This is a genomic window from Paenibacillus contaminans (genome assembly GCF_003285015.1).
Classification (GTDB): Bacteria; Bacillota; Bacilli; order Paenibacillales; family NBRC-103111; genus Paenibacillus_V; species Paenibacillus_V contaminans.
The window spans coordinates 199228-218339 of the sequence record NZ_QMFB01000011.1; the positions used below are offsets into that span (position 1 = coordinate 199228).

The following is a 19112-nucleotide window of genomic DNA, read 5'->3' on the forward strand; positions in this document are numbered from 1 at the left end:
CATACGATCTTGATAATGGGACAGGTGAGATCGTGGAAAAACGCGTACGACACATCCTTCAGAAGCATGTAGCGTTGGTTATGGCTCTATTGCTCGGTTTATCCGTTTTTTCGGTTTATCCGGACGGCAGAGCGCACGCGGATGCCCCTTCGGATTTATGGCCGGATTTGCCGAATGCGAACTTTGAAACTGTATCCGGGGGGCTGCCGAGCTCATGGTCCTTGCTTGGCGGATTGGGAGAATCGTCCTCCGAACAGGTGCATAGCGGTTCATTTAGCGTCAAATTGATCGATACGAGTCCGACGGATGCGCCCCGGCTGCGAAGCGAGAAAATGCCAGTCCCTCCGGGGACCAACTTTGAAGCTGCCGTATTTTCTTATAATACGCAAGGCGTATCGGAGCTGTATGTGGAGTATTGGACAGCCGGCAATCAACTGATCAAGGTGTCCAACGCAGCCAATGTCAAATTGAACGAATGGAGCCGAATCAAGATTAGCGGAACGATTCCGAACGATACGAGTTATGTAACGCTGCGTTTTCATCTGGGCAGCGGAAATATCGGGATCACTTATTTTGACGACGCTTCGTTCGTGCCTACCTACACTCAGGTGTTTCCAAAGCTGCATAACGGAGATATGGAGCGGTCGGTCGGCGGATTTCCGCAATATTGGAACATCATATCCGGCGCAGCGGAATCGTCCGAGGAACAAGCCCGTTCCGGCGTTTCCAGCATGAAGATTATCGACGCCAGCAGCACGCTGGGGGCAGGCGCTCGCAGCAATAAAATAGCGGTCGTGCCCGGCCAAAAGGTCGAAGCGAGCGTCTACTCCTATAACGCGCAAGGAATGTCGGAGCTTTATCTGGAATTTTGGGATGCCGGCGGCAAGCTGGGGAAAATCGTCATCGGCTCGAACCTCACGCTGAATAAGTGGGCCCCCATGCAGGCGAGCAGCATCGTTCCTGAGGATGCGGCGTATGCAACCGTGCGTTTTCATCTGAATTCCGGCAATGTCGGCACGGCCTATTTCGATGACGCCGCCTTCCGGATTATTCCGGACACGCCGAGTTTGAATTTGCTCAACGGAACCTTCGAAATGGTTTCCGGCGGACTGCCGAAAAACTGGAGCAAAATCGGCGGAACGGTCGAAACTTCTGATAATCCCGTGTATGCGGGCGCCCGTAGCATGAGAATAGCAAAAACAGGCTCCGCGCAAGAGGCCGGCGCCCGCAGCCGTATCCTTTCCGTTACGGCCGCCACGTATTATGAAACGAAAGTCCGCAGCTACGCGGTCGACGGCACAGCCGAGCTGAGGCTTGAATTTTGGGATGCCGATATGATTTCGCTTGGCAGCGCAGCTGTGCAAGGAACCGCATCCGAGGCTTGGGAGGAATTGATGGTGAGCGGACAATCCCCGGCTCAAGCCGTTTACGCCAGCGTGAAACTTGGTATAAGCGGGAATACGCCCGGCTCTGCCGCATTCGATGAAGCGGAATTTAGACGGGTGGACCCCGTAACGAACAACAAGACGAGATCGACCTACTATACACCCGACAAAACGGCAGCAGCAAGATACAATGTCGAAACGTACGGGTGGGCGAAAAATCAGCGAAATATCGCGGTTTCGAATGCGGACAAATACGTGGCCAAAGGGCTGGATTTCCTCTGGAATGCCGTTCCGGGCAACACCTTGCCGCGCAGCTACGGCGTGAATCAGGTGCTGGGAAGCCCGATTACAGGCAGGGAAATCGACAAGTTCGGGAACTATCCATACAAAGCGGACACGCTTCAACGACCGTGGAAAATCGTCGACCCGAGCAGCGGCTACATTTTTCCGACGAATGATTTCGGAGCCTATTACAGCAGCGGCCTGGATGAACACGGCATTTTTCAGCCTGAGCTTGCCGACCGCAGCCTGCTCGTCAACACGCTGTATCCGGAGAAAGGCCCGACTTGGGGCGTCGACGACGGCTTCGGCTGGGTGGATGACAACGGCAACCGCTACACGTTCATCGCCTACTATGTGCATTGGTTTTCCTGGCTGGGTACAGGACTTGTGGACGATGCTTTGGCATCGCTCCGGGATGCTTACCTTTACACGGGAGATGTGAAATACGCCCGAGCGGGTACGGTGCTGCTCGACCGCGTCGCCGACCTTTACCCTGAGCTGGACATCGCGGCTTTCGACCGGACGATCTTCCTGAACTCCGACGGGGGAAGAAAGCTTGGGAAAGCGGTGGGCAGCATCTGGGAAACAACGCTCGTGAAGACGCTCGCCAGCGCATACGATGCGTTCTACCCGGCTATGGACGATCCGGCAACCGTTGCCTTTTTGGATGCAAAAGCCGTGCAATATAAACTGACTAACCGCAAAAACTCCGGAGCGGCGATCCGCGGCAATGTGGAGAACGGCATTATCCGGCAAATTTACCCGGCCGTCAAGAAAGCTCAAATATGGGGCAACGACGGCACGCATCAAAGCGCGCTTGCGATGGCTGCGGTCGTGTATGACACGATGCCTGATACGAAGGAATGGCTTGATTTTGTGTTCCAAACGGGCGGCCTCGAATTAAATCCGTACCGGGTTACGGGGGGAAATATTTTGAATACGCTCGTTTCCACCGTCGATCGTGACGGAAACGGTAATGAGTCGGCCCCTTTGTACAACGAGCTGTGGCTCCAGGGGCATCGCCTTACGGCGGACGTTCTCGACGGCTACGACTTGTATCCGGGCGTTGATTTGTATGAGAATCCCAAGTTCCGCAAAATGTTTTCCGGCGTGTACCCGCTCATTCTAAGCGAAAAGTATACGGCCAATGTAGGCGACTCCGGCAGCACCGGCAATCCGGGGATGATCGTCAAGCTGCCCGATATGATCAAGGCATTCGATAAGTTCGGCGATCCGATTTTTGCGCAGATGGCTTATTTTCTGAACGGCAATTTGGCCGACGGTCTTCATGAAGATGTGTTTACCGCCCAGCCGGAAGCGATTGCTCAACAAATTCGCAGCGTTATTCAGGAATACGGCCCTCTGAATCTCAAAAGCGAAAGTTTAACCGGGTACGGGTTCACGGCTCTCCGTGACGGCGTCAACGCGAATAACAGCTATGGCAACAAATACAGCTTCCCTTGGATGGAAGTCGTCGACAAGAACGTCAATTTCACGCTGTTCCCGGCATCCGGAACCCTTCAGCTGGAGGCGCTCGAGCCCGGCGCGGTTATTACGTTTCAATTCGAGGTGCCGAAGACGGACGAATATGATGTGGAGCTTTTGCCGTTCAGGGCCCCGACCTATGGCATTTATCGGATTTTGCTCGACGGGCAGCCTGTCAAGGAATTGGATTTCTTCGGCTCCAACAACGACCAGTATGAATTGCTGGGCCGATTGCCGCTAACGGCGGGGACACATCAAATTACCTTTGAGGGCATTGGCAAAAATACGGCCTCCGGCAACTATAAAATGGGCGTCCGCATGCTCCGGCTGCTCGACGAGCAAGCCCGGGCGATTCGCGACAATAGTACGGATGAAAGCACGCTTCGCGATTTCTGGATGTACTACGGGATCAATACCGGGCATGGGCACCGGGATACGCTGCATTTGGGCGTTCATGCGTTCGGCCTCGACTTGTCGCCGGATCTCGGTTATCCCGAATTCGCCGACGGGCTCGATATGCATCGGGCTCAATGGGTCATCAATACGATCAGCCATAACACCGTCGTCGTTGATCAGCGAAAGCAAGGAGGCCAGACGGTCGGAGAACTGAAGCATTTTGACGATACCGAGATGGTGAAGCTGATTGATGTGGAAGCGCCCGACGTATACCCGCAAACGGAGCTCTATAAGCGGACGACCGCCATGATCAAGGTGGATGAGTCGAATTCGTATGCGGTCGATTTCTTTCGGGTCAAAGGCGGAAGCGATCATCATTTCAGTTTTCACGGAGCGGAAGGGACGGTTACGGCGGAAGGGTTGCAGCTTGTCGAGCAGCCGACCGGCACCTACGCAGGAGCGAATGTCGAATACGGCCAGCGCGTGGATGATGTAGCAGGCTCCGCTTATATGGGAAGCGGCTTTCATTACCTGAAAAACGTGTCGCGCGACCAGAATCCCGGCAACCAATACAGCCTCGACTGGAAAGTAACCGATACTTGGAAGGTGAAGCCGGAGCCGGAGGACATCCATCTTCGATTGACGATGCTTGGAGATGTCGACGATGTAGCGCTTGCCGACGGGGTTCCCCCGCAAAACAAGCCGGGTAATCCGCAATCGCTGCGTTACATGGTAGCTCACCGCGCCGGTACGAACCTGAGCAGCTTGTTTACCTCCGTTATCGAGCCTTACAAAGACAACCGTTACATCGCATCGATCGAGGCGGTTCCGGTCAAAGCCGGGACAGTTACCGTTTCGGACGAGGAAGCGAAGGCGGTCAAGGTTACGCTAACGAATGGCCGGGTCGATTATATCGTGCAGGCGAAGGATTCCGATGTCCTTTACACCATTGACGATAAGCTCCGGTTCCAGGGTTTTATGGGCGTTTACTCGGAGCAAAACGGAGCGAAAGTTTACAGCTATGTGCACGACGGATCGTTTATCGAGCCTGTGCAAGGAACGGCAAGCGGAGCTGCCAAAGCCGCAACCGGTACGCTCGCCGATTTCACCAAAACCTTATCCGTTCAGAACGAGATTGTGGTTCAGATGGACGTGGGTGAGGTTCCGGAAACCGAGCTGATCGGCAAAACGCTCATCGTCGATAATGGCGGAAACCGCAACGCGGCATACCGGATTCGAAACGCAGCCGATATCGGCGCCGGACGTTATAAGCTGGATATCGGCGACGTTACGTTAATTCGGGCGTTTGCCGATCCGAATGATTTTAGCCAAGGGTTCGTTTACGATGTTGCCGAAGGCATGCCGTTTCGAATTCCGCTGACCAGGATCGGATACGGGCTGGAAACGTCAGCGACCGTGACGGGTACGGGGCACAACGGATGGTATAACGGTCCGGTTACGGTCGGGTTGTCCGTATATGGAGACCCGCGCTACTTGCAAGCAACCGAGTTCAGTTTGGACGAAGGGGCGTCCTGGACCCCCTATTCCGCCCCTGTCGAGCTGACGGACAACGGCGAGCATACGCTGCTGTTCCGGTCTTCGGATATAGCGGGCAATGTTGAGGAGACCAAGCGGTTGACGCTGCCGATCGATGCCGAACCTCCAACCGTCGCGATCGCCGGGGCGGGCACGTACACGATCGACCAGACCGTGACTATTACTTGCACAGCTTCCGATTCCGTATCAGGCGTCACATACGGCACCTGCGCGTCCCCGCTGGTCGACACCCCGGCTTATTTGCTGGGGCCGGGCACCTATACCGTGGCTGCGCAAGCGGAAGATGTTGCAGGCAACATGAGCAGCGCCGAGGCCGAATATACAGTCGAAATCACCTTGGAAAGCCTATTCAAGCTATTGCGCCAATGGATCACAGGGCCGGGCTCCGAAGGCATTCTTAACTCATTCTGGCATAAACTGCTTAACGGAAACATGAATGCCTTAAAGCATGAGGTGCTCGCACAAAAAGGCAAGAAACTGCCGGAGGATCAAGCAGACTGGTTGATCGCCTGGATCGAGGCACAAACATAATCGCAGGTAATTGTCTTTGGAGGAACCCGATTTGCAAAAACAAGCCGTCAATACGTATGACGGCTTGTTTTTTTGCATCCGGGTTGTCTGCCTATTTAAGCGATTGTCATCGATAAGAAAAAGCTTACAATTGATTGTCAAAGATAGAGCGGAAACCGGAAACGCAAAAAACCTTTGGACATTACGAGGATACTAGCCGCATTTCAACTCTTATCCTATAGATTTTAAAGATGTAAGCATTAGATCGTGCAACGGGTAGTGATCCTCATAATAAGGCAAAGTTTACAATCAGTGAGGCAAACCTCACTATTTCTAACCGAAAACCCGTGTTCTGGTAGCATAATGAGGCAAACACAACTAATAGTGAGGCAAACGAAATTGATAGTTTCGTTTGCCTCATTAACAGGCAGGAACGAGCATTTTACCGGTGGAATAGTGAGGATAGCCTCATGAACAATAAGGTTTTCTCCACTAATCGCACGGTTCGTGCATACCATTACGAGTTCCGTGTTTTCTTTCATAACCAGGTTATCAATCCCTAGTTTTAGACTTGATGGCGTACTAGCCGCAAAATGCTAAGCTTTCAACACCAAAGGCTAATATTTATGCCAAAATAGAGCGCGTATTTCGGAGAACTTGTTTCATAGGGCCGGAGTCAGCCGGAATACTCCCGACAACGTTAATTTTATGTTTCTTTACATCCAAGCTCTTCATCTGGTCGGTGAGGACAACTCCGGTAAACGGGAGACCCTCCGTAAGCAGCACCTCGAAAGCGTAATTCTTCACTTGGCTGTTGATCGGACATACAACCGCAAAGCCAGTCAAATCATTAAAGTCCGCATCCGATAATACAATTGCGGGTCGACTGCCGGCTTGTTCCCGTCCTGCTCGCGGGTCAAAATCCAACCAAACGAGATCGCCGCGCGATAAGGTGGTCAAATTTTCTCGTCTCCTTCAATCCCAAGATCAATTTCTTCATGGCGCGGGGAGTCTGGATTGATTTTTGAAAGAAGCGTCTTAAGATGGTTGCGCAGCTCCTCGTTCGAATCCTGGGGTTTCGATTTAGGACGAAGTAAGATATCGTTTTCCGGCGTTACCAAAATCTCCATCTCGGCTCCCTCTTCCAGGTTAAGGCGCTTCAACAACTGATTCGGAATGCGGATCGCAGTGCTATTTCCCCATTTGCTCAACGTTGCAGTAGTCATGAGGATCAATTCCTTTCCTTGTTTATGCTCCAATAATACCCTCCTCCTCAAATGCCGACGATCACGAATCGCACGATTTTCAATAAAATCTAAACGATTTGCAACAAAAAATGAACCTCCAACCCCCATTATTCAAACGGGGGTGGAGGTTTGTCACGCATGCGGCTTTCGGCCGCGATGCACAGCGCCTCGATACTTCAAACTCGCATGTCGATAAAATTAACGGGATGCTGCCTGGATGTCCCCATAAGCCCAATGTGCGCTTGAAACGTCAAGCCATACAGCCGATTGGGCATCCTTTATGGGCTCCCGCTTCAGCACGCGGTTCAACAATACGACTGCTTCCGCCCTTGTAATAGGGGCATCAGGCCGGAACGAGCCGTCTTCGTAGCCCTGCAGCCAGCCTTTGGTCGCTTCTGCGGCAATGGCTTCCTCGGCCCAATGGCCTGCTGCGTCATGGAAGCTTCCCTTGTCGGCTCCCTGCTGAACACCTGCCCATCTGCCGAGGATAACGGCCATCTCCGCTCGGGTAACCGCTCCCTCAGGCAAAAAGCCGCCGCCTGGATATCCCTCCAGAATGCCGTCATCCGCAAGACGGGCGATCGAGTCAGCCGCCCAGTGGCCTTCGACATCCTTAAAGCTTTCGGCTGCGACTGCCGGAGTTGAAGCCAAAGCCTGGTCCGTCACCGCTTCCGGCGCCTGGATCCCCGGAACCTTTGCTTTATCCGCTTCCTTCCCTGCTGCCGCTGCTGTTACCACTGCGGCTCCCAAAACTTCGGCCGCCGAAGCCGCCCCCTTCATCGCCGCAGCCGCCTTGTCCGATGCCGGACGGAAAGCCGCCAACCTGTCCAGCATCGTGGCAAGCTCGGCCCGCGAAACGGATTTTTCGGGACGGAAGGTGCCATCCTCAAAGCCGGTTATATAAGCTCCGGCTTTCATTTCCGGAAGACGAACCACGGTAAAGGTACTGAATTTAGTTACCTCGATTTCGATTCCCTCCGGCTTGCCCTTGCCGTCGGAATATATCTCGCCTGTCTTCAGCACGGTTTCGCCGTCGCTATGCTCGATATATACGGCGAACTTCGGTTTTGCCGAGCCAGCAGCATCCGCCTCCCATGCCTCTTGCGGCAGCGGAAAACGCAGCACGACGCGCTTATCTTTCATATTCGTCTCGATGCGCCATGGCGTCGAGATCCAGTCGGTTAGGCCGCCTGTTGCCGCCAGCACGGACTCGGACGAAGACAGACGCTGAAGCACTTGCTCGCGGCTGCTTCCTTGCGGAATCGGTGCGATTTTGAAGGTTATCGCATCCGGATCGTCTCCTAGTTGCTGGAGTGACTCCAGCGGAATCCGAAGGTGTACTCCAGCCCCGGTCATCTCGAGCTCCTTCTTCCCTTCCGCCAGTTGCTTCAGCGACTGGGCAGGGATCGAAACGATCCATTCATCTGCCGGATCGGTACCTGCACTGGCCAGCGAAACGATCAGCCGTTCGCCTCCGGATGTTTTAGCCAGCTCCAGCGCTTTACTTACTGACGCCGGATCGACCGATATGCTGTCCGTCACGGTTCCGTCTTCGGATTTGGCTCGCTGAGGCTTCGGAACGATCAGCACGCCATCGTCCCCTGCGGAGACCGATGCTCCATTGCCTGTTCCGTTATCCACAGCCGGCTCGGACGTCGACGAAGGTGTCGATGTCGGCGACGGCGTTGGTGTTGCTGGTGTCGGTGTCACTGACGGCGACGGCGTTGGTGTCGGCGTAGGCGATGGCGAGCCGTTTCCGGAGTCGCTGTCTTCCTGCCTGGTCACATTAATCACATAAACCTGTTCCGTTTGATCGAGCGATGCAACCTTGATCTCAAGCCGGTTCAATCCGGTTTGGAGGGCGACCGTCTGCGTTTCTCCCCCGGATACCGGCATACCATTGATAGAAACCGTCGCTTGCGGATCGAGCGGTACCGCTTTTACAGCAGCTTCGCTCATCTCGTACCCCGCCTCGGCGCTGTAGCTGAGCACCTTCGGCTGAAAGCCCGGCTGCAGCTCGATGCCTTCGATTTGCAGCTCCTGCAGATCAGCGGAATAAACCGGCGGCTTTGCTTCCCTGCTTATGCGGAGCGAGTATGTTTTGCTATTTCCGTTCGGCGCCTCGACGCGTACCGTAACGTCATTTTCACCTTGCTCCAGCGGCAGCTCTTGCGAAAGTCCGTCCGGCATAAGCGGCGCGCCGTTAACCGACACTCGGGCTCCGGGATCGGCGGAAGCCGCTTCTACCTTAACGGAAGCGATGCTATTCGTTACCGCAGCCGTATATTCGGTCAAATCCGGAGAAAAGGACTGATCCAGCTTTGCGCCGATCAGCGAAAGACTATTCAGGTCCGCATTGCCGGACAATTCTTTTGCGATAGTGATCTCATATAACGCCTTATTTCCGTTCTGGGCCGTTACCTCCACGAGGATAGGCGGGTTCGTACCGAGCGCCAGCGGAATTTCCGGAGATGGTCCTCCGTTCCCGACAGGCTGTCCGTTAACCGTAACCTGCGCGTGTGCTTCTGCGGCTGCCGGCGTTACGATAACGCCATAGACGCTGTCCGATACCGTCGACGTGTAACTGAAGCGTTCGGGATCGAACTCGGGAGTCAAGCCCCCATGGCTGAGCGTCAGCTTGGAAAGCGACGCGTCGGAAGACGGATTGACAAGCAAATACGGCGGATTCGTCTCATTTTCACGCGAATGGAATTGCACCAATGCACCGGACGATTTCGGAATGTCATTGATAATAAACCGCACCGTCACTTTACGGTCGCCGTTCGGTACCATCTGGCTTTGCACGAAGGAGGTAACGTCGATGCTGTACCAGCCGCTGTCCCTTACTACGACGGATCCCATCTGAACGGGATTGGCAAGCGGACGGTTGTTGAACGTCAGCGTGCTTTCTTTCCAATCGTCCGCCGGATAGCCGATCAGGTCGATCTTTATATCCTTCTCGACGGCATGGGCGGAATACACGTTCAGAGTGACCTTGTCTACCGGCGCCGTATAAGCCCCCAGATCAAACTTGAGATAAGCCAGCCTGTCTCCTCCACCGTCCGCATTTGTTATATCGATAACATCGAGAAAAGGAGAGGTACCGTAGTTTTTAGACGGATCGTTCTGGAAAACGTACGCATCCTCCGATGCGATAAAAACGTTGTCTACCGGAACCGCCCGGATCACTTTCAAGGTATAACTGTCCGTTGTCGCATCCGGCGCTACCGTTTGAATAACGATCGCATTTTCTCCCGGAGAGAGCGGAATCGCTTGCGAGGCGGCGCTGCTTTGTATGGGAACGCCGTTTACCTTCACAGCCGCGGATCCGTTCTCGGCGGACGCGTTCACCTTGACGGACGTGACATCTTCGGCAACGATCGCCGTGTAATGGGCTTGCTCCGGCATAAAAGGCACGGACAAGCTCCCCTCGCTCAAACCCAGCTCCTTCAAGCGTACCCGCGGATTTACATTCGAGATATGCGGGCTATCGTAGGCTTGCGCCCAATAGTACCCGTCCGCAACGATCCGCCGCGGTTCGAAGCCGACCTGGTAACCGGCGGGAATCGCCTCGGACGTCAGCGTAATTTGGCCGCCGGCCGCCGTTCCCTTCACATATTTACCTCCGGCGAAGGTGAATCTGCCTTCCACTTCCGCAGAAACAGGACGTTTGGTCGTCATATCCGCCACTTGCAAAGTAACGGAGGCGCCGGTGCCTGAACGCTCCACCTTCATAGAGCTTACGACCATCGGTTTGAGAGCGCTTGCCGCAGTCGTCGCTTTGGCCTGCCCGGAAGCCGGGCCGATGTTGCCTCTTACGTCCACCGCTGCGATTTTATAATAATAGGTTGTAGAGGGCAAAAGTCCGGTATCCTTGAAGTTCAAACTTCTAGCGGTACCGATGGCATTGCCGGCCCCCGCTGTAAAATCAGGCTGCGTGCTGCGATAAATAATGTAGCTGCCGACTTCGGTATTGTCATAAGACCTGCCGTACGTAAGCGTGATCGTTTGGAAATCGGCTGCTTTCGCGACCGGATTTCGGCTGGGAGCCGTCGGCGGCTCGCTATCGGCCGGCGGCTGCCATAAAACGCCGTCCGGTCCCCAATTGGAAGGAAGCGCCCGGATCGAGTCATAGTGATGCATGGCGATTCCGCCGAAGGAAGCGTCTTGGCCGAAAGCGGTGTACACCTTGTCCAGATCCGCTTCCATGACATCCCTGCCTTCCTCGCGGAAGGTGATCGTTTCGGGGTCGCCGCTGTTCGCAATATCGAGCGTTTCAACGCCGATCACTACGGAATTCGGTTTGCCGATTTTGTTCGCATACTCGATTTCGCCCTGGGCGCCCGCAATAATGCCTGCGCTGCCGTCCGCCGTATCCCGGTAATTCATGATCGAGATATAGTCTGTGATGTCCTGGACGTGCTCGGAAAGCCATTTGGTTTGCCCGTTATACGTAATGTTTTTCGCCTGATCCGACGTATCGTACCATTTCGGGATCGCCGGTCCGTATGGCAGATTCATGCCGGTGGCATTGCGGCGTTCGACCATTTTTTCGGTCATCTCCAGGTATTGAATCTGCAGAGATGGATAAATATCTTTAAAATCCGGCGATATGTAAGGCTCGATATCTACATTGACGCCGTCGAAGCGCTCCTCGGATGCGGATGAAATGTTGTAGTTCAACACCTGCTCGAAGTGGCGGATCGCCGTGTCGTGAAACTCCCGGTAAGCGCCCATGTACGGAGGAGACGTGCCGCCGGCGATACAAGCGTATACCTGATACCCGCGCTCATGCGCCCAAGCGATGAAATCCCTTAGCAGACCGGGATTATCCTCCATAACATCCATGCCGTCGAATGACCCCACCGCAAAATACAGAACCTTTACCGGATCGGAGCCGAAGGTTTCCGTATCTTTGGCCATGGCGTCCAGCACTTCCCTCGAGCCCGGATTCAGCAAAATATTATAGGTTGCCGCTTCCCACAGCCACATAGCCCGGTCTTGGCTCGGCACGACGAGCGTTTCGTTCGTCCCTTGCCCTACCTTGGCGTAAGTGGTCAAGCTCGCGCCTTTTACCCCGTATTCGTTATACGCCCGTGCTTCGATGCTGCTCGTTTTGTCCCCGATCCCGGCCGTATCCCACGCCCATACGTAGTCGTCGCCGTCACGCGCGGCAGCTTGCCATGCCCCGCCGTTAACGCGCACTTCCACTTTATTGACGGCCGCATCGGATTGAACCGCAACCCGCACAGGCACTACGCCGCTAAGCGAAACGCCTTCCGCCGGACTGACGATTCGGACAACGGGTGCCGATGCCGACTTATTATTTACCGTAATCTGCACGTTCTGGCTCCATACTCCGTAACGCGTCGTAATGTCCAGCCCTCTCGCCCTAACCTGCACGGGGCCGTTAAACGGCGAAGTGTCCAGATCGTAATACCAGGTGCCTTCATTGTCGCCGTCCGGATCGCTGGTTATGGCGTCGACCTGCCTGGAACCGTTAATAAACAGCTTGATGTCGTACAGGCTGGAATAAACGCCCGACAATCTCAGCTTGCCGCTGCCGACCGTCGTGCCGTCCGCCGGCGAATCGATCGTAATGGCCGACGCCGCATAGGCGTGCGGAGCAGGGATCACTAGCCCCGATAAAACTAATGAAAGGATTAGAAGCAAGACCGTTTGTTTCCGAAATGATCTCAACACGGAATGATCACCACCATATTTTTTAAATTATAATGCCTGTAAGGCAACATCATAGGATGACAATTTGTTTTGAAAGCGCATTCTTTTCGTTGTAAAAAAACTCCGATTTTACTATGGGATGTAAGACATTTGATCGTGTAGCGGATAGTCGTCGCCATCAATCGGAAAATTTCAGGGCTGTACATGTTACCTCCATGCCGCCGATGACTTGCGTACTGGAGAAATAGTGAAGAAAAGTTTACTGTTCATAAGGCAAACCTCACTATCTCTCGCCAAAAAACCGTATTCTGGAGAGCTAGTGAGGCAAAGGCAACTATTAGTAAGGCAAACGAAATTGATAATGTCGTTTGCCTCACTAACGGGCGAATACGAGCATTTTACCGGTGGAATAGTGAGGCTAGCCTCATTAACAATAAGGTTTTCTCCACTACGCGCACGGTCCAGGTCTTTGGATCTTTGGGATGCTAGAAACTGCTTGGATTGAGACGTCACTAGCGCTTCCTACACGCGCTCGCTTACTTCACCTTCAGCTCGACGCTTTCCATCCGTTTATGCGCTTCTTTGTATGTGTCCACAAGCTTTTGCGCGCCGAGGTTTTTCATCTCTTCGACGTACTTGCCCCAGTCGTTCAAATCTCTTGTGCCCGCCACGAACTTGGCGAAGTTTTCCTCACGGTGCTTATTGAGCGCTTGCCCGGTTACCGAAATCACTTCGTTCTCTTTCTCGGTGAACGCAGGTCTAGGCTGCATGCCCGCAGGATCGTACTTGGCCGCTTCTTGATAAGCCTTGGTCAGATCCTTCGTAAACAAGGACAAATGCGCGCTGTAATCGATCCACGTATACGCTCCGCTCGACTGCAGACCGGTCTTCTTACGCATTTCCGTCAAATCGGAATATTCCGGCTTGAACTTTTTGACTCCGTTCTCGACCGTGTAGCTTTCGCCTTCTTTGCCCCAGCTTGCGATCGTCTTCCCTTCCTCCGTGTAGAAAAAGTCCAAATATTTCATGATGTCCTTAATATTTTTGGACGTGGATGCGACGGTCAGGCCGCCTTCGAGATAGTGGAAGTACGGATTTTGCTGCTTGCCGCCCGGCAATCCCGCCGGAGGCGCCATAAACTGCATGTTGTACTCCGGATTTTCCTTCTGCATGGCGCTGTTGAAAAAGTCGACGCGGCTGATGTAATCGATCGTAATGAACGCTTTGCCCGTAGACATCGTATCCTGCCATTGCTTCGTTTGGATGGACAGGAAGTCCGGCGGAATCAAGCCTTCTTTATAAAACTTGTTCCACGTTTGCACCATCGCCTTGAAATTATCCTCGATCGGGCCGTAGCTCCAATCTTTTTTGTCGAAATTATAATAAGCGCCTTCGCCCGTTTCGAAGTTTGATGTCAGGTTCGCGTACATTTCCCCGGGAATTTGCCCGAAGCGGAAGGAGAACGGATAGCTGTCAGGATATATCTCCTTCAGCTTTTTCATGACGGTGTACAGCTCGTCGTAGGTTTTCGGCGGTGTTAGCCCGTTCTTCTTGAAAATGTCCTCCCGGTACAGCCAAACCATCCGGTTCGTTTCGCCGAAGCCTTGGTTCGGGAACATGTACATTTTGCCGTCGGAGGAAAGGGCTGCTTTGGCTTCATCCGGGTATTTGGCGATCCAAGCCTTCAAATTCGGCATTTGATCGATATGCTCCAAAATGTTGACGAGCGCGCCCTGCTGGCCGAACTTATTGGAATCCCTGCGGTTCGCCATGTACATCAGATCCGGCAGGTTATTGGAGGCCATAACCAGATTGAGCGTATCGGCCAGCTTGCCCGAAGGCGTCTGCACGTTGAGCGTAACGCCCGTCTTCTCTTCGATCCACTTCCAAACCGGCCATTCCTTCGAATACGGCCATGTTGCGTTATTGTCCAGAAGCGCCGTAAACGTTTTTTTATCAAGCGGCTGATTTGCCGCAGCCGACGAGCCCGGCGTCGGACTCGACGGACTCGCCGATTCCTTCGGCTCCTGCTTTCCGCCGCATCCCGCCACGAGAGATAGAGCAACCGCACTGACCGCAACCGTCGATAGAATCTTTTTCATCGGAACAACTCCCTTTTGAATGATAGTGATGATGACTCTACTTCCTACCCCTTTATCCCTTAACCGCTCCGATCATCGCACCCTTGACGAAATACTTTTGTATGAAAGGGTACACCAACAAAATAGGCAATGTCGAGACCATAATCGTCGCAAATTTCAGCGAGTCTTCGACAATCAGATTATCACCTCCGATCGAGGTGACGTCTCCTGAAGCCACATTGCCGGCCAGCACCAGATTGCGGAGCAGCACCTGCAGCGGGAACATCTCCGGATCTCGCAAATATAACAAGGGGAACATGAAGTTGTTCCACATGGCTACCGCATAGAATAAAGCGATCGTCGCGAATACCGCCTTCGAGAGCGGAATGACGATTCGGAAGAAAATGCCGATGTCGTTCAGACCGTCCACCTTGCCGGAATCCTCCAGCTCCTTAGGCACGCCCGAGAAGAACGTCCGCATCAGAATCAGGTTCCACGTACTGACCGCGCCCGGCAGCACCATCCCCCAGATCGTATCGATCAGCCCCAAGTTGCGCACGACGAGGAAAGTCGGAATCATCCCGCCGCTGAAAAACATCGTAAACACGATTATCATCGTAAAACCCTTCTGGAATCCCATGTCCTTTCGAGACAAGGCATAAGCGCCCATGGAGGTGACCGCCATCGCAACAGCCGTGCCGACCGTGACATAAACGATCGTATTCCAATAAGCTTTCCATATTTTCGGATCGTTGAACACCAGCTCGTACATGCGGAGGTTCAAGCCCTTCGGCCAGATGCTGACTTCGCCCTTCATGACATAAATATCTTCGCTTAAGGATACCGCCAGCATATAGACAAAAGGATACAGCGTAACGACCACGACTCCCAGCAGAAGAATCACGTTGACGATCGAAAACAAGCTGAGTTTATTTTTCATTCGAAGCTCCCTCCTTCCTTACCATAGACTCGTTTCTCCTACCTTGCGGCTGATCCAGTTAGCGGAGTAGATGAAGATCAGACTGATGATTCCCATAAACAAATCGATGGCCGACGCATAGCTGAAATTGCCTTGGACCAAACCGATCCGGTACACGTAAGTGCTTATGATATCCGCCGTTTCGTAGATCGCGGGGTTATACATTAAGAAGACCTTTTCGAAGCCGATCTCGAGCACCTTGCCGATATTCAAAATGAAGACGATGACAATTGCCGGCATAATGCCCGGAATCGTCACATGCCACAGCTTGCGCCAGCGGGTCGCGCCATCTATGTCGGCCGCCTCGTAAAGCGTCGGATCCACGGCCGTCAAAGCCGCCAAGTAAATGATCGTTTCCCAGCCGATATGCTGCCATATTTCCGACAACACGTAGATCGCGCGGAACATGCCCGGCTCCATCATGAAATTAACAGGCGCAAAGCCCAGCAGCTCAATCAGGTGATTCACAAGCCCGCCGGTAGGAGAGAGGAACATAATGACCATGCTCGCCACGATAACGTTGGAAATGAAGTGCGGCAGGTAGCTGACCGTTTGCACGAACTTTTTGAACACGGCGTTCCGAACTTCGTTAAGCATAAGCGCCAACATGATCGGAGCCGGAAAGCCGAACACCAATTTATACAAGCCCAGCAAAAAAGTATTTCGTATGAGGATAAAAAAATCGGGATTCTCGAAAAACATCCGGTAATATTTGAACCCTACCCAGTTGCTCGCCCAGATGCCTTTGAACACGTTGTAGTCTTTAAAAGTGATCACAAGCCCGAACATCGGAGCGTACCGGAATACCGCGTAATAAATCAGACAAGGCAGAAGCAGCAGCCACAAATATTTGCTTCTGTTCCACAGCTTGAATGCCGCCCTCCTGCGGGCGGCCGTCGGCTTGCGAGGAAAGGATAGTCCCAGCTCCTCTGCCGGATTCGTTTTCGTATGATCCATATTCATGTCCCCTAACCTGTGATAGGATCATCATAAACGCACCCCGCCGGAGAAATAAATCTGCATAATCCCGAAGAAACTCGCATTCAAACGGTTAGTATAAGGATTGTGTACATATCCGATAAAATGCATATTGTAGGTTTTAGCCCGCTGCACGTAAAATGATTAAAAACGCCTGCTAAAAACGTTGCGCTAAATATATAGAGATACGGGGTTGACGACATGCTGGAGGAAATTGCATCCCGAACGATCAGGCCGAGGTCCCTGTTCGCCAAGCTTCTTACCGGATTCCTGGCAGTGATCTTCCTGCTCGTTGCCTTCAATTTCATATCTTCCTTCTATTTAAAAAATAAAATTCACGACGAAATCGTCAAATCCAACAGTCTCAGCATCAACCATACGGTCGAGGCATACGAGAACCATTTTCAGCTGACCAAAAACATGATCGCCAGCCTGAACCAAAACGAGCGTTGGACGGGAAATCTCAACATTCTTAGGCATGTTAAGGAAAATAACGGATACAACAGCGTCGAGGATGTCAAAGCGGAGCTACGTACCTTATATTCGAACCCGTTCATGTTTTTCGAGAATCTGATCATTCATTTCCGGAACGACGCCTACGTGCTGGAGAAGGACGGGACAAGCAGCTCGAGCGACATGTTCTCGAAATATTATTACAGCCCTTCGTACTCGGCCGACTTTTGGAACAAACAGTTCGACGAGCGGACAAGCTTCCGCGTGCTGCCGGCCGCAAAGTTCACCGAGAAATCGATGGGGATCGAGAAGCAGAAAGGCATTCTTTTTCCGATCATCGTCAAAACGATGCCCTATAACGACCTCTATTTCATCGTCATGCTCGACGCCCAAAAGCTGTTTCAGGCGCATCATATTTCGACCGACCAGAACTTTTATATTTTGGACCCTGCGGGAAGTCCGATCTATGCTTCCGCCGAAGACGCAAAGCTCGAGCCCTTGTCCGCCTCCGAAATGAGCAAAGAAGTGGTCAAGCAAGGGAACTTCTATTATTTTCTGAAAAAAGGAACGGAAACTGGTTTCACCTACGTCAGCGTAGTGCCGGCCGAAACCATCACCCTGCAGCTGGTGAAGCTGAATTTGATCCTTATGTCGCTGCTTGCGGCCACTGTGGTGATCTGTATCGTCGCATCCGTCTTTTTCAGCCTGAATCTGAATAAGCCGGTTCGCAAAATCATCGAATCCATCAAGGATTGGGATCAAGGCGGCGCGCCTGTCCGCTCCAATCAAATCAGCGATTTCGATCTGATCAGCCGGAAGGTCAGCTCGATGCTCAAGACGAACCAGGATATCAAGACGGATTTGAACAAAAAAACGTCCCTTCTTCGCAAATATGCGCTGACCGACAAGCTGAAAAATATTCACAGCAACCTGGCCGAAATACGGGATCTGGCCGACGCGAACATGCCCTTCGTGCTGATCATGATGGAGGTCACGTTCAAGGAACGGTTCCGCGAGCTGCAGATCGACGCCGACAAAGGCATTTATTACATCCGCGAGTATGTGGACAGCATTCTGCTGCAGACCTTCAAGGAATCGGTCACGTTTCAGATGGAGCAAAACCAAGTCATGTCGCTTATTTTCGTGCCGGACGAAAACGCCGATATAAGCGCAAGCGTCGCGGAGCTCAAATCGCTGCTAGAGGTGGACCATCATCTGTATTTGGTCACGATAGCCGTTAGTTCGGTATACGGGGCGGGCGCGGAGTTCCACTCCGGTTATGAGGAAATCTCGTCGCTCCTGCGTCAGCGCAAGCTGCGCGACGAATCGCAGCTCATTTTCGGTGAAGACCGGAATGAAGCGGAGCCGATTCCTTTTACGGTTTCGATGGAGGAGGAATTTCATACAAGGCTGATGTCCGGCACGGTGGAGGCCATGCAGGAATGGATCAAGCGCAACCTCGGGCACATGCAGAAAAAGGGCTCGCCTGTGGAGCAATACCGGCAGTTTGCCAGAGATGTAGCCGCCCAGCTGGAAAAATCGTTGCTGCGCCTGAATGTGCCGGCCTCCGCAAGAAACGGCTTGACGAAGCCTTCCCTGGAGCCGCTTCGGGGCTTTTACAGTACGGAGCAATATGAGGAATGGTTCTACTTGCTGCTCGCGCCGGCCATCCATCTGATCCAGCAAAAATCGGACGATCAAGACCCGATCACCCGTTTCGTCATGGATTATTTGGACCGGCACCTGCACGAGGATATCAATCTCGACATTATGGCGGATAAACTAAATATAACGTCCGGCTACTTGTCGACCTATTTCAAGGAAAAGACCGGGATGAACTTCAGCGATTACCTGAACGATCTGCGCGTCCAGCGGGCCAAAGCTCTGCTGTTGAATGTGGAGCTGAAAATTCAAGAGGTGGCCGCCCTCGTCGGCTATCAGAATGTGAACTCGTTCATCCGCATGTTCAAGCGCTATTCGGGCGTCACGCCCGGGGAGTACCGGAAGAAGGCGGATTCTTACGGGTGAGCGGGGGAAGGGGTTGCACCAATCTAGAGAGGAAGCAGCCGACTATGGC

At 53.1% G+C, this 19112-nt stretch carries 8 protein-coding genes; 2 read left to right on the plus strand and 6 right to left on the minus strand.

All coding sequences use genetic code 11. From position 1 onward, the window contains the following. Positions 1-32: 32 nt before the first annotated feature. Positions 33-5636: an OmpL47-type beta-barrel domain-containing protein gene (locus DQG23_RS19670; protein WP_158560598.1), complete on the plus strand. Its 5604-nt coding sequence runs from the start codon at positions 33-35 to the stop codon at positions 5634-5636. Between the two features lie 603 nt (positions 5637-6239). Here DQG23_RS19670 and DQG23_RS19675 read toward each other — a convergent pair. The 6 genes from DQG23_RS19675 to DQG23_RS19700 all read right to left on the minus strand — a co-directional run bounded on the left by DQG23_RS19675 (position 6240) and on the right by DQG23_RS19700 (position 16561). Beyond that, a complete protein-coding gene (locus DQG23_RS19675; protein WP_113032586.1) occupies positions 6240-6575 on the minus strand; it encodes a type II toxin-antitoxin system PemK/MazF family toxin in 336 nt (111 codons plus the stop codon). Then, positions 6572-6874: an AbrB/MazE/SpoVT family DNA-binding domain-containing protein gene (locus DQG23_RS19680; RefSeq protein WP_113032587.1), complete on the minus strand. Its 303-nt coding sequence runs from the start codon at positions 6872-6874 to the stop codon at positions 6572-6574. The genes DQG23_RS19675 and DQG23_RS19680 overlap by 4 nt, the downstream gene beginning before the upstream one ends. Positions 6875-7060: 186 nt before the next feature. Continuing rightward, positions 7061-12565 carry a cadherin-like beta sandwich domain-containing protein gene (locus tag DQG23_RS19685; RefSeq protein ID WP_113032588.1) on the minus strand — a complete coding sequence of 1835 codons (5505 nt, stop codon included), beginning with the start codon at positions 12563-12565 and terminating at the stop codon, positions 7061-7063. 515 nt (positions 12566-13080) lie between these two features. Further along, positions 13081-14646, minus strand: a complete 1566-nt coding sequence (locus tag DQG23_RS19690; RefSeq protein WP_113032589.1) for an extracellular solute-binding protein — start codon at positions 14644-14646, stop codon at positions 13081-13083. 52 nt (positions 14647-14698) lie between these two features. After that, complete coding sequence (locus tag DQG23_RS19695; RefSeq protein ID WP_113032590.1) at positions 14699-15565, minus strand: carbohydrate ABC transporter permease; 867 nt, start codon at positions 15563-15565, stop codon at positions 14699-14701. A gap of 18 nt (positions 15566-15583) precedes the next feature. Next, a complete protein-coding gene (locus DQG23_RS19700) occupies positions 15584-16561 on the minus strand; it encodes an ABC transporter permease (protein ID WP_113032591.1) in 978 nt (325 codons plus the stop codon). A gap of 222 nt (positions 16562-16783) precedes the next feature. Here DQG23_RS19700 and DQG23_RS19705 point away from each other — a divergent pair, with 222 nt between their 5' ends. Then, positions 16784-19063, plus strand: a complete 2280-nt coding sequence (locus DQG23_RS19705) for a helix-turn-helix domain-containing protein (protein WP_113032592.1) — start codon at positions 16784-16786, stop codon at positions 19061-19063. The last annotated feature ends 49 nt before the right edge of the window (positions 19064-19112 follow it).

Coding starts and splice junctions, on each gene's coding strand:
- DQG23_RS19690 (WP_113032589.1), bottom strand. CDS start 14,646: ATGAAAAAGATTCTATCGACGGTTGCGGTCAGTGCGGTTGCTCTATCT.
- DQG23_RS19695 (WP_113032590.1), bottom strand. CDS start 15,565: ATGAAAAATAAACTCAGCTTGTTTTCGATCGTCAACGTGATTCTTCTG.
- DQG23_RS19700 (WP_113032591.1), bottom strand. CDS start 16,561: ATGGATCATACGAAAACGAATCCGGCAGAGGAGCTGGGACTATCCTTT.
- DQG23_RS19705 (WP_113032592.1), top strand. CDS start 16,784: ATGCTGGAGGAAATTGCATCCCGAACGATCAGGCCGAGGTCCCTGTTC.